Source organism: Dyella marensis (genome assembly GCF_900112865.1).
Taxonomy (GTDB): Bacteria; Pseudomonadota; Gammaproteobacteria; order Xanthomonadales; family Rhodanobacteraceae; genus Dyella_D; species Dyella_D marensis_A.
Window position 1 is genome coordinate 89,606 of the sequence record NZ_FONH01000006.1, and the last position, 12,217, is coordinate 101,822.

Sequence of the window (12,217 nt, forward strand, 5' to 3'; positions counted from 1 at the left end):
CTTCCTAAGGTGGCCCCCAAACCCCCCGGGCGCTACAATTTCCGGCTTCCACTCCCCGCCGCCACCCGCAGAGGTCAGGATGTTTGCCAAGAACGAGACGATCGCCGGCTTCGACGACGAGCTGGCCCAGGCCATGGCCGACGAGGCGCGCCGGCAGGAAGACCACGTCGAGCTGATCGCCTCCGAGAACTACGCCAGCCCGCGCGTGCTGGAGGCCCAGGGCAGCGTGCTGACCAACAAGTACGCCGAAGGCTACCCGGGCAAGCGCTACTACGGCGGCTGCGAATACGTGGACGTGGCCGAGCGCCTCGCCATCGAGCGCCTGAAGGAGCTGTTCGGGGCCACCTATGCCAACGTGCAGCCGCATTCCGGCTCGCAGGCCAACCAGGCGGTGTACTTCGCCCTGCTCAATCCGGGCGACACCATCCTGGGCATGAGCCTGGCCCACGGCGGCCACCTCACCCACGGCGCCAAGGTCAATCTCTCCGGCAAGATCCTCAACGCCGTGCAGTACGGCGTGAACGAGCAGGGCCTGGTCGACTACGACGAAGTCGAGCGCATGGCCCTGGAGCACAAGCCGAAGATGATCGTGGCCGGCTTCAGCGCCTACTCGCAGGTGATGGACTGGGCGCGCTTCCGCGCCATCGCCGACAAGGTCGGTGCCTACCTGTTCGTCGACATGGCGCACGTCGCCGGCCTGATTGCCGCGGGCGTGTATCCCAGCCCGCTGCCGCACGCGCACGTGGTCACCTCGACCACCCACAAGACCCTGCGCGGCCCGCGCGGCGGCATCATCGTCGCAAAGGACGCCGGCGAAGAGATCGAAAAGAAGCTGCAGTCGATCGTGTTCCCCGGCATCCAGGGCGGCCCGCTGATGCACGTGATCGCCGCCAAGGCGGTGGCCTTCAAGGAGGCGCTGGACCCGTCGTTCAAGAGCTACCAGCAGCAGGTGGTGAAGAACGCCAAGGCGATGGCGAAGACCTTCATCGAGCGCGGCTACAAGATCGTCTCCGGCGGCACCGAGAACCACCTGATGCTGGTCGACCTGATCGGCCGCGAGGTCACCGGCAAGGACGCGGAAGAGGCGCTGGGCAAGGCGCATATCACGGTCAACAAGAACGCCGTGCCGAACGATCCGCGCAAGCCGTTTGTCACTTCGGGCCTGCGCATCGGCACGCCGGCGGTCACCACGCGAGGCTACCAGGAGGCCGACGTGGTCGCGCTGGCCGGCTGGATCTGCGATGTGCTGGACGCGCCGAACGACGAGGCCGTGCTGGCCAAGGTGCGCGAGCAGGTCACCGCGCAGTGCCATAAGTTCCCGGTCTACGGCTGATCCATCGCCGCTGCTGGCGGTCGCGCGACGATCCGGAAAAGGGGCCGGTCGTTGCGCGCAGCCTCGCCATCCTGGCCCCTTCCGGCTCTGTCGGAAGGGCGCCGGGTTGTATGGCGGCCCAACTGAACGTCTAATGGCGCCCCATGCATTGCCCCTTTTGTCAGCATGAAGACACCCGTGTGATCGATTCGCGTCTGGCCGACGACGGCACCACGGTGCGCCGGCGACGCGAATGCCCCCAGTGCGGCGAACGCTTCAACACCTTCGAGACCGCCGAGCTCAAGCTGCCGGCCATCGTCAAGAGCGGCGAGCGCCGCGAGACCTTCGACGAGCGCAAGCTGCGCGTGAGCTTCGAGCGCGCCCTGCAGAAGCGGCCGGTGGCCAGCGACGCGGTGGACGTGGCGGTGCGCACCATCGTCAACGACCTGCGCAAGAGCGGCGAGCGTGAAGTGCCGTCGCGCCAGGTCGGCGAGCTGGTGATGCGCGAGCTCAAGAAGCTCGACCAGGTCGCCTATGTGCGCTTCGCCTCGGTCTACCGCAAGTTCGAGGACGTGCAGGCCTTCCGCGAGGAAATCGAAAAGCTCGAACGCGACCTGCCGGGCCTGGAGAGCCTGCAGCTGTCGCTGCTGGGCGAGGCGGGCGCGCGGCGCGGCAAGAAATAACGGCGCGGCGTCGGCGCCGCTTCGCATAGACTGTTTCGTCCCAGCACGCCGCTCTCATCCATCGACGGGACGCCATGTCCAGTTTCACTCCGACCGATCACGTCCTGATGGCGCAGGCCCTGCGCCTGGCCGAGCGCGGCCTGTTCACCACGCAGCCGAATCCGCGCGTCGGTTGCGTGATCGCGCATGGCGACGAGGTGGTAGGCGAAGGCTTCCACCCCCGCGCCGGCGAACCGCATGCCGAAGTGTTCGCGCTGCGCGCGGCCGGCGAACGCGCCCGCGGCGCCACCGCCTACGTCACCCTTGAACCTTGCGCCCACCACGGCCGCACGCCGCCCTGCGCGGATGCGCTGGTGGCCGCGGGCGTGTCGCGCGTGGTGGTGGCCGCCGAGGATCCGTTCCCGCAGGTGGCGGGCCGGGGCCTCGGCAAGCTGCGCGACGCCGGCATCGCCGTCGACATCGGCCTGATGCGCGAGGCCTCGCGCGCCTTGAACGTCGGCTTCTTCAGCCGCATCGAGCGCAACCGGCCCTGGGTGCGCGTCAAGCTGGCGATGAGCCTGGACGGCCGCACGGCGCTGGCCAACGGCGAATCCAAGTGGATCACCGGCGAGGCCGCGCGCGCCGATGTGCAGCGCTGGCGTGCGCGCAGCTCGGCGATCCTGGCCGGCAGCGGCACGGTGCTGGCCGACGATCCCCGGCTTACCGCACGCATCGACCAGCCGTTCGCGCCGCCGCTGCGCGTGGTGCTCGACCGCCAGCTGCGCACGCCGGCCGGCAGCCATGTGCTGGATGGCAGCGCGCCGACCTTGCTGCTGCATGCGGAGGGCGCGGCGGTGCCTGCGCATCTGCAGGACGTCGATCGCGCCGTCGTGCCGGCAGCGGACGGCGGCCTCGACCTCGCCGCCACGCTGACCCTGCTGGCGGCGCGCGGCTGCAATGAACTGCACGTCGAAGCCGGCCCCACCCTGTGCGGCGCGCTGCTGGCGGCAGGCCTGGCGGACGAGCTGCTGCTCTACGTCGCGCCGCTGCTGCTGGGCGATGCCGCGCGGCCGCTGCTGCAGCTGCCGCTGTTGCAGGACATGGGCGCGCGCTGGAACCTGCGCGTGCTCGACCAGCGCATGCTGGGCCAGGACCTGCGGCTGATCCTGCGTCCCGCCTGAGATTGACCGCCCGCGAGGCGGCGCCCAGAATCGCCGGCCAATGCGGCGTTCCAGCGCCGATGGCACACCAGGAGTGCGCTGCATGCTTACCGCGGCGGAGCGCGAACAGTTCCGTACCCAAGGCTATGTGATCCGCGATGCGCTGGACGCGGACACGGTCGCGCGCTACGCCGACGCCGTGGAGCGTGCACGCAGCGAGCGCGGCGAGCGCGGCCGCATGATGAACCTGCAGTTCCTGCAGCCGGGCAAGGACGTGCGCACGATCCAGGAGGTGATCTGCCAGCCGGCGCTGCGCGCCATCGCGGCGGACCTGCTAGGCGAAGGCATCGTGATCGACGGCGCCTCGCTGTTCTATGCCGATGCCGGCGTGGACTATCGCCAGGGCTGGCACCGCGACCTGATGCAGGTGCCGGACGAGCAGATCGACCCGCACTGGTTCAGCGACGACTATCGCTACAACTATGTGCAGGTGAACATCCCGCTGACCGACGATCCCTGCCTGTGGATCGTGCCGGGCAGCCACCGCCGTCCGTACGACGAGGCCGAGCGGCGCATCTTCGGCACCGACCCGCGCATCGCGCCGGTCGATGCGCAACCGGAACTCGCCAACGGCATCCAGCTGGTGCTCAGGCCAGGCCAGGCGGTGTTCTACAACAACTATGCGGTGCACCGCGGCTATGCCGGCGTGCTGGCGCAGCGGCGCATCACCATCCACCTGGGCTTCCATTCGCGGCTGCATGCGCCGACCTGCCACTTCGGCGTGCTGGACCATCGCGAGTACACGCCGGAGTATCTGGCGAGCCTGGCGCCCGCGGTGCGCACGGCGCTGGAAGAACACATCGCCGAGCGCGCGCGCCATCCGGAAGTGGACCAGTACCACGCCTGGCACCAGCAATTCATCAGCAAGGAATTCGAGATCCGATGAGCGGCGAAGCGAAACCGATCCGTTGGGGCATCATCGGCTGCGGCAACGTCACCGAGGTGAAGAGCGGCCCCGGCTTCCAGCAGGCCCCGCATTCCGCGCTGGTGGCGGTGATGCGGCGCGACGGCGCCAAGGCGAAGGATTACGCGCAGCGCCACGGTGTGCCGCGCTGGTATGACGATGCGGCCGCCTTGATCGCCGATGCCGAGGTGGATGCGGTCTATGTCGCCACGCCGCCGTCGACGCACAAGCAGTACGCGCTGATGAGCATCGCCGCCGGCAAGCCGGTATACGTGGAAAAGCCGATGGCGCTGGATCACGCCGAATGCGAGGCGATCCTGCGCGCGGGCCGCGAGGCGAACGTGCCGGTGTTCGTCGCCTATTACCGGCGCATGCTGCCGCGCTTCCACCGGGTGCGCGAGCTGCTGTTCGGCGAGCAGGCGATCGGCAACCCGCGGGTGGTCAACACGGTGCTGTACGAGCCGCATCATCCGCGCTATCACGATCGCGCGAAGCTGCCCTGGCATGTGCTGCCGGAGATCTCCGGCGGCGGCGTGTTCATGGATATCGGCTGCCACACGCTGGATATCCTCGACTGGCTGTTCGGGCCGATCGTTTCGGCGGAAGGGCGAGCCGGCAACCAGCTCGGCGCGTATCCGCCGGAGGATACGGTGGCGATGTCGTTCGCCTTCGACAGCGGGGTGCTGGGGACGGGGTTGTGGAATTTCGATGCGTACAGGCATCACGACTGCATCGAAGTGATCGGCGACAAGGGCAACATGCGCTTCGCCACGTTTGGCGATGGGCCGATCGTGGTGGAGACGAAGGAGGGCGTGCGCGAGCATCGCGTGGCCAATCCTGCGCATATCCAACAGCCGTTGATCGAGACGATCGTGCGGGAGTTGCGCGGCGAGAAGGGTGTGTGTCCGTCGACGGCGGAGAGCGGCGCGCGCACTACGTGGGTGATGGATCAGGTGTTGCGGGCGTATCGGCGCAAGACGGGGCAGACGATCGGTGCATGAGCCCGAAGCCCCTCTCCCACCGGCGACCCGAAGGTAGTCCCCGTGGGAGAGAGGGGTTGGGGTGAGGGTACGGCCGGAGCGCAAGGGTGATGTGCACCGCTCCGGCCGTACCCTCATCCGGCTGCCGCCACCTTCCTCGCTCCTCAGAGCCGCGCACATCCATGGGCGCTCCCCGCGTGCTCTCCCACGGGGACTACCTTCGGGTCGCCGGAGGGAGAAGGATTCCACGTCGTGCGTTGAGGGTTACTTGCCGAAATCGATCGCAATCTTGCCGAACTGCTTCCCGCCCGCCATCTCCGCAAACGCCTCGCGCAACTCCCCAAATCCGTACACCGCATCGATCACCGGCTCCAGCCGGATTGCCTCCAGCGCCCGCACCATCCGCTCGTGCTCTTCCAGCGAGGCGACCGAGATGCCCTGCAGCCGTACGCGCTTGAGAATGGCCGGCACCAGCGGCAGCGCGGCTTCGCGGCCGCCCATGAAGCCGACGATGCCGATAAAGCCGTGCATCGCCACCGCCTCCACCGACTGCGCGAAGGTTGACGCGCCCACCGTCTCGATCACTGCATCGACGCCGCGCCCGCCGTTCGCTTCGCGCACCGCCGCGCCCCACTCGGGCAACTTGGCGTAATTAATGCCGACGTCGGCACCCAGCGCCTTGGCCCGCGCCAGCTTCTCGTCGCTGGACGACAGCAGGATCGCTTTCGCCCCGCGCGCCTTCGCCAACTGCAAGGCGAACAGCGACACGCCGCCGGTGCCCAGCAACAGCACGCTCTGGCCGGTGCTGAGATGGGCCTGCTCCAGCGCGGTCCATGCGGTGAGCGCGGCGATCGGCAGGGTCGCCGCCTGCAGCGCGTTCATATGCGAGGGCGCACGGGCCAGCGCATAGGCGTCGTAGCAGGCCAGCTCGCGCATCGCGCCCGGCCCGGGGCCGCCCAGGTCCGCACCTTCCCACTCGGGACGCATGCCGCCGGCCAGCCAGCGCGCCTTGTAGAAGGTGCTGACACGATCGCCGGGCTTGAAGCGGGTGACGCCTTCGCCGACCTCCAGCACCGTGCCGGCGCCGTCGGACACCGGCGTCATCGGCAGCGGCACGTCGCGATAGAGCTGTCCGTTGACCATCAGGTGGTCGCGGAAGTTGAGCGAGGCCGCTTCCATCTTCACCAGCACCTGGCCGGGGCCGGGGCGGGGAGCGGGCTGCTCGACGAGGGACAGGTGTTCGGGGCCGAACTGGGTGAGCTGGTAGGTGCGCATGGCGGGCTCCTGGGTGGTCGATGGGCGCCATGGTGGCTCTGGGAGGATGTGGCGATAATCCGTCCACATCGCATATCTTTTATTCGCTCCATGAATCAATCCTTCGAGCTCACCCCCAATCGCCTGCGCGAGCTGCGTGGCTTCGCCATCGCGGCGCGGCTGCTGAATTTCTCGCGCGCGGCGCACGAAGCCGGCTGCACGCCATCAGTGCTGAGCCGGCGCATCGCCGCGCTGGAGGAAGCCGTCGGCGGCAAGCTGTTCCTGCGCACCACCCGGCGGGTGACGCTGACGCCGCGCGGCGAGCAGCTGCTGGCGCATTGCGAGCGGCTGGACGCGGTGATGCTGGCGATGGCGGCGGAGCTGCGGCCGCAGGGCGGCGAGCCGGCGGGGCGGCTGTGCGTGCATCTGCCGGGTGCGTACGGGCGCCTGTGCGTGGCGCCGGTGCTGGCGCGCTTCCTGGCCGGGCACCCGCAGATCCGCATCGAGGCGGTATACGACGACGCCTATGTCGACCTGGTCGCCGGCCGCATCGACCTGGCCCTGCGCGTGGGCCGGCTGGCCGATTCGCAGCTGGTGGCGCGGCAGGTGGGCAGCATGCGGCGTTATCTGTGCGCGGCGCCGTCCTATCTCGCCGCGGCGCCGGCCTTGCACGATCCGGCCGAACTGAAGGCGCACCGCTGCGTCGCCTTCAGCGGCCTGCGCACCGGCACGCTGTGGCAGTTCAGCCAGGGCCGGCGGCGGCGCTCGGTGCGCATCGATCCGGTGCTGAGCTGCAACGACTCGATGGCCACGCGTGAGGCGCTGCTGGCCGGCGTGGGCATCGGCATCCAGGGCGACTACATGGCCGATCCGCTGGTGGCGGCCGGGCAACTGGCGCGGGTGTTGCCGGAGTGGGAACTGAGCACGTCGCCCATCCAGCTGGTCTGGCTGCCGGGCGCGGACCGGGCGCCTGCCCTGCGTGCGCTGATCGATTTCCTCTCCTCCGAGCTTTAGGTTGCGTCTGCAAGGCGCACGCAGCGTCCGTCCCGGGAAACGCCGGCCGGTGCTAGACTCCCGCGGCCGGGGCGACCCGGCGACAACCACTACGACGTCTTCAGGGCGGGGTGCGATTCCCCACCGGCGGTAGGTGGACGAGGCCCGCAAGGGTCTCCGACACAAGCCCGCGAGCGCTTTCGCTCTCTGAGCGGAAGGTCAGCAGATCCGGTCCGATGCCGGAGCCGACGGTCGGCAACCTTCACCCGTTGCCGGAAAGTCCGGATGAGAGAAGACGGTACGGCGGACGCCCTCGCGGTGTGCGCCTGCCATGCGCCTTGGGGCGTTTTTCGCTGACCTTTGATGCGGGAAACGTTTCATGAAACACATCGACAGCCCGACCGCCGCCTCCGTGCAGGAGGTGCGCTGATGTTCACCGGAATCATCCAGAGCGTGGGCCGCATCGCGCGGCTCGAACCGCGCGGCGGCGACGTGCGTCTGTACGTCGATACCGCCGATCTCGACCTGGCCGACGTGAAGCTCGGCGACAGCATCGCCGTCTCCGGCGTCTGCCTCACCGCGGTGACGCTGGAAGCGCGCGGCTTCAGCGCCGACGTCTCCAACGAAACCCTGGCGCTCACCACCCTGGGCAAGCTCAAGGCCGGCGACCCGGTGAACCTGGAGAAAGCCCTGCGCCTGGCCGACCGCCTGGGCGGGCACCTGGTATCCGGCCACGTCGACGGCGTCGGCAAGGTGGTCTCGATCGCGCCGGACGGCCGCTCGCAGCGCTGGACCTTCGAGGTACCGGCCAACCTGGCGCGCTACATCGCCGCCAAGGGCTCGATCTGCATCGAGGGCACCAGCCTCACCGTGAACGAGGTCAACGGCCTGCGCTTCGGCGTGAACCTTATCCCCCACACGGTGGAACACACGGTATTCCACGCGCGCCGCCCGGGCGATGCGGTGAACCTGGAGGTGGATGTGGTGGCGCGCTATGTGGAGCGGCTGATCGGCGGGGGCGAAGGGTCGCCGCGGCTGGATGAGGATTTCTTGAAGAAGCACGGCTTCGCGTGAGGCTTTTGAAAGCCCCTCTCCCTCCGGGAGAGGGGTTGGGGTGAGGGTTCGGGCGGAGCGCGGAAGTGATGTGCACCGCTCCGCCCGCACCCTCATCCGGCTGCCGCCACCTTCTCCCGGAGGGAGAAGGATTCCACCTTGCAGGTTGGCGTACTAACGAATTTCACTGAGATCCCCTATGGCTTTCAACACCATCCCCGAAATCCTCGAAGACATCCGCGCCGGCCGCATGGTCGTGATCCTTGACGACGAGGACCGTGAGAACGAAGGCGATCTGATCATGGCTGCGCAGATGGTGCGGCCGGAGGACATCAACTTCATGGTGCGCGAGGCGCGCGGCCTGGTCTGCCTGACGCTGACCGAGCAGCGCACGCGCCAGCTGGGCCTGCGCCCGATGGTCAGCGACAACACCTCGCCGTACCACACCAACTTCACCGTCTCGATCGAGGCGGCCGAAGGCGTCACCACCGGCATCTCCGCGCACGACCGCGCGCGCACCATCCAGGTGGCGGTCAAGTCCGACGCCAGGCCGCAGGATCTCTCGCAGCCCGGCCACATCTTCCCGCTCACCGCGCAGCCGGGCGGCGTGCTGACCCGCGCCGGCCATACCGAAGCCGGCTGCGACCTCGCCGCGCTGGCGGGGCTGGAGCCGTCGGCGGTGCTGATCGAGATCCTGCACGAGGACGGCTCGATGGCGCGCCGGCCGGAGCTGGAGATCTTCGCGCGCAAGCATGGACTGAAGATCGGCAGCATCGCCGACCTGATCCGCTATCGCCTGGAAACCGAGAAGACCGTCGAACGCGTGCACGAAGAACAGGTCGAGACCGAATTCGGTCCGTTCCATCTGGTGGCCTACCGCGATGCGATCCGCCGCGGCCTGCATTTCGCCCTGGTGCGCGGCGCGGTGGACGATGGCGCGCCGGTGCTGACCCGCGTGCACGTGCGCAACACGCTGTCGGACGTGCTGCATCTGCAGCGCGAGGATCTCGGCCTCACGGTGACCTCCGCGCTGCGCCGCATCGCCGACGAAGGCCGCGGCGTGCTGCTGGTGCTGTCCGGCGAGGACACGCCCGAAGCACTGCTGCGCCGCCTCAACCGCCAGCCCGCCGCGCAGGAGCCGGAAGAAGCGCAGCAGCAGGAATGGCGCCAGCTGGGTCTCGGCGCGCAGATGCTGGCGGACCTGGGCGTGCAGCGCCTGCGCGTGCTGGGCACGCCGCGCAAGCTGGTCGGCCTGGGCGGCTTCGGCCTGGAGGTGGTCGAGCACGTGTGATCCGGCCCGCGCCCGTGCGCCGCCACCTGGCGGCCAGGGCGCGCGCGGCATACTGCCCGCTTCGCCAACGACCGCTGACGCCATGACCTCGATCCGCCTGATCGCTCCCTCCGGCTATCCCCACGACCGCGCCGCCATGCAGCGCGCGGTGGCGCGGCTGCAGGCCGCCGGCTGCACGCTGGAAGGCCTGGACGTACTCGAGCGCACCGAGCTGCGCTATGCCGGTTCGGACGAGCAGCGCGTGGCCGATCTCAACGCGCTGGCCAGCGCGGAGCACCTGCCGGACATCGTGCTGGCCATCCGCGGCGGCTATGGCGCCACGCGCCTGCTGGAGCAGCTCGACTACGGCGCGCTGCGCGAGCGCCTGGCCGGCACCGCCACCGTGCTGGTCGGGCACAGCGACTTCACCGCGATCCAGCTGGCCCTGCACGCGCAGAGCGGGCTGGTCACTTTCGGCGGCCCCATGCTCGGCGCCGATTTCGGCGCGCCGGAACTGCATCCGCTGATGTGGGAGCATTTCTGGCGCACCGTGGCCGCGCCGCAGTCCACCGCGATCTGGACCACGCCCACGCCGGGCGAGCTGGACGTGGAAGGTCCGCTGTGGGGCGGCAACCTCGCCGTGCTGTGCAGCCTGCTCGGCACGCCGTATTTCCCGCGGATCGACGGCGGCATCCTGTTCGTCGAGGACGTGGGCGAGCCGCCGTACCGGATCGAGCGGCTGCTGTACCAACTGCACCTGTCCGGCGTGCTGGACCGCCAGCGCGCGCTGGTGCTGGGCCATTTCAGCCATTGCCGGCCGGCCGCCTACGACAACGGCTACGACGTCCCCGCCGCGTTCGAGCAGATCGGCCGGGTGGCGCGGGTGCCGGTGGTGCGCGGGCTGCCGTTCGGCCACGAGACCGACAAGTTCACCCTGCCGTTCGGCGCCGCGGCCCGCCTGCGCGTGGCCGGCGGCGAAGCCGTGCTGTCGTTCGGCGGCTACCCCCACCTGACCGGACCCGAGTCCCGGCCCGATCCGGGCACGCTGCCCCAAATTCCGTAAAATACCTGGCCCACACGGGCCTTACGCCCAGGAAACGCATACCCATGAACATCATCGAAGGCGATTTCTCCACGCCCAAGGGCCGCTTTGCCATCGTCGCCGGCCGCTTCAACGGCTTCGTGGTCGAGGCCCTGGTGGCCGGCGCGCGCGACGCCCTGGTGCGCCACGGCGTGCAGGACGAGGCGATCGACCTGGTCCGCGTGCCGGGCGCCTGGGAGATCGCGCTGGCCGGCCACAAGCTGGCCCATTCCGGCAAGTACGCCGCCGTCATCGCGCTGGGCGCGGTGATCCGCGGTTCCACCCCGCATTTCGACTTCGTCGCCGGCGAATGCGCCAAGGGCCTGGCCGGTGCGGCCTATGGCTCCGGCGTGCCGGTGTCGTTCGGCGTGCTGACCACCGACAGCATCGAGCAGGCGATCGAACGTTCCGGCACCAAGGCCGGCAACAAGGGCGCCGACGCCGCCATCGCCGCGCTGGAGATGGTCAACCTGTACGGGAAGCTGTGATGAGCCCGCGTCCGGACGGCATCGACCTGGCCGCGCGCTCGCGCGCCCGCCGCCGCGCGCTGCAGGCGCTGTACGCCTGGCAGATCGGCGGCAGCGCCATGAAGGCGGTGATCGAACAGTTCCAGCACGAGCAGGACATGGAAGTGGCCGACCTCGATTACTTCGAGGACCTGCTGCACGGCGTGGAGAAGAACCTCGCCGCCATCGACGAAAGCCTCAAGCCCTACGTCGATCGCGAGATCGAGCAGATCGACCCGATCGAGCGCGCCGCGCTGCGCATGGCCGCCTACGAGCTGAAGTACCGACCTGACGTGCCGTACCGCGTGATCATCAACGAGGCGATCGAGGTCACCAAGCGCTTCGGCGCCGACCACGGCCACAGCTACGTCAACGGCGTGCTGGACAAGCTCGCCATGCAGCTGCGCCAGGTGGAGAAACGCGGCTGATGGCCGTCGCGCCGGCCAGCGACGTGCCGGTGCTGGAAACCGCGCGGCTGCGGTTGCGCGGGCACCGTCCGGAAGACCACGCCGCCTGCGCGGCGGTGTGGGGCGATGCCGAAGTCACACGCTTCCTCGGTGGCCGCGCGTTCACCAGCGAAGAAGTCTGGCGCCGGATGCTGTCCTGGCGCGGGCTGTGGAGCATGCTCGGCTACGGCTTCTGGGCCGTGGAGGAGAAGGACGGCGGCCGCTATGTGGGCGATATCGGCTTCGCCGATTTCCGCCGCGAGCTCGATCCTTCGCTGGCCGGAATGCTGGAGTTCGGCTGGATTCTGTCGCCGGCCGTGCATGGCAAGGGCTATGCGAGCGAGGCGGTGGCTGCGGCGACGGCGTGGGCTGCTGAAAAGCTGCCGCAGATGCGCGCGGTGTGCATTATCGCGCCGGAGAATCTGGCGTCGATCCGCGTCGCTGAGCGCGCGGGTTTCCGCGAGTGGCGGCGCAGCGTTTATCACGGCGCGCCGACCATCGTTTTCACAAGGTAGGTTGGGGTGAGCCGCAGGCTC

At 69.2% G+C, this 12,217-nt stretch carries 13 protein-coding genes and 1 riboswitch; of the genes, 12 read left to right on the top strand and 1 reads right to left on the bottom strand.

The genetic code is table 11. The features are described 5' to 3' along the window. The first annotated feature begins 79 nt into the window (after nt 1–79). The 5 genes from glyA (at nt 80) to BM172_RS11275 (ending at nt 5,099) form a co-directional block, all read left to right on the top strand. On the top strand, nt 80–1,333 hold the full coding sequence (gene glyA, locus BM172_RS11255; protein ID WP_026633609.1) for a serine hydroxymethyltransferase: 1,254 nt from the start codon (nt 80–82) through the stop codon (nt 1,331–1,333). Nucleotides 1,334–1,476: 143 nt separating this feature from the next. Further along, nucleotides 1,477–1,995 carry a transcriptional regulator NrdR gene (nrdR, locus tag BM172_RS11260; RefSeq protein WP_026633608.1) on the top strand — a complete coding sequence of 173 codons (519 nt, stop codon included), beginning with the start codon at nt 1,477–1,479 and terminating at the stop codon, nt 1,993–1,995. Between the two features lie 107 nt (nt 1,996–2,102). Beyond that, the gene (gene ribD, locus BM172_RS11265; RefSeq protein WP_026633607.1) at nt 2,103–3,155 is read left to right on the top strand and encodes a bifunctional diaminohydroxyphosphoribosylaminopyrimidine deaminase/5-amino-6-(5-phosphoribosylamino)uracil reductase RibD; all 1,053 of its coding nucleotides are present in this window, start codon (nt 2,103–2,105) and stop codon (nt 3,153–3,155) included. 82 nt (nt 3,156–3,237) lie between these two features. Continuing rightward, on the top strand, nt 3,238–4,080 hold the full coding sequence (locus BM172_RS11270; RefSeq protein ID WP_026633606.1) for a phytanoyl-CoA dioxygenase family protein: 843 nt from the start codon (nt 3,238–3,240) through the stop codon (nt 4,078–4,080). Further along, entirely contained in the window at nt 4,077–5,099 is a 1,023-nt protein-coding gene (locus BM172_RS11275) for a Gfo/Idh/MocA family protein (protein ID WP_026633605.1), read from the top strand. Before BM172_RS11270 ends, BM172_RS11275 begins: the two co-directional genes overlap by 4 nt. Before the next feature lie 243 nt (nt 5,100–5,342). Here the strand turns inward: BM172_RS11275 and BM172_RS11280 are convergent, their stop codons facing one another. Beyond that, nucleotides 5,343–6,353: a zinc-dependent alcohol dehydrogenase family protein gene (locus tag BM172_RS11280; protein ID WP_026633604.1), complete on the bottom strand. Its 1,011-nt coding sequence runs from the start codon at nt 6,351–6,353 to the stop codon at nt 5,343–5,345. Nucleotides 6,354–6,443: 90 nt separating this feature from the next. Between BM172_RS11280 and BM172_RS11285 the strand changes: the two genes are divergently transcribed. The 7 genes from BM172_RS11285 to BM172_RS11315 all read left to right on the top strand — a co-directional run bounded on the left by BM172_RS11285 (nt 6,444) and on the right by BM172_RS11315 (nt 12,196). Next, entirely contained in the window at nt 6,444–7,346 is a 903-nt protein-coding gene (locus tag BM172_RS11285) for a LysR family transcriptional regulator (protein WP_026633603.1), read from the top strand. A 92-nt stretch (nt 7,347–7,438) separates the two neighbouring features. Then, a riboswitch (FMN riboswitch) is annotated at nt 7,439–7,626 on the top strand. Nucleotides 7,627–7,754: 128 nt separating this feature from the next. Beyond that, the gene (locus tag BM172_RS11290; RefSeq protein ID WP_026633602.1) at nt 7,755–8,399 is read left to right on the top strand and encodes a riboflavin synthase; all 645 of its coding nucleotides are present in this window, start codon (nt 7,755–7,757) and stop codon (nt 8,397–8,399) included. Between the two features lie 178 nt (nt 8,400–8,577). Next, a complete protein-coding gene (ribBA, locus tag BM172_RS11295; protein ID WP_026633601.1) occupies nt 8,578–9,669 on the top strand; it encodes a bifunctional 3,4-dihydroxy-2-butanone-4-phosphate synthase/GTP cyclohydrolase II in 1,092 nt (363 codons plus the stop codon). A gap of 82 nt (nt 9,670–9,751) precedes the next feature. Further along, a complete protein-coding gene (gene ldcA / locus BM172_RS11300; RefSeq protein WP_026633600.1) occupies nt 9,752–10,711 on the top strand; it encodes a muramoyltetrapeptide carboxypeptidase in 960 nt (319 codons plus the stop codon). A gap of 44 nt (nt 10,712–10,755) precedes the next feature. Beyond that, a complete protein-coding gene (ribH, locus tag BM172_RS11305; RefSeq protein WP_026633599.1) occupies nt 10,756–11,217 on the top strand; it encodes a 6,7-dimethyl-8-ribityllumazine synthase in 462 nt (153 codons plus the stop codon). After that, the gene (nusB, locus tag BM172_RS11310) at nt 11,217–11,663 is read left to right on the top strand and encodes a transcription antitermination factor NusB (RefSeq protein ID WP_026633598.1); all 447 of its coding nucleotides are present in this window, start codon (nt 11,217–11,219) and stop codon (nt 11,661–11,663) included. The genes ribH and nusB overlap by 1 nt, the downstream gene beginning before the upstream one ends. Next, nucleotides 11,663–12,196, top strand: a complete 534-nt coding sequence (locus BM172_RS11315; protein WP_026633597.1) for a GNAT family N-acetyltransferase — start codon at nt 11,663–11,665, stop codon at nt 12,194–12,196. The genes nusB and BM172_RS11315 overlap by 1 nt, the downstream gene beginning before the upstream one ends. Nucleotides 12,197–12,217 lie beyond the last annotated feature (21 nt).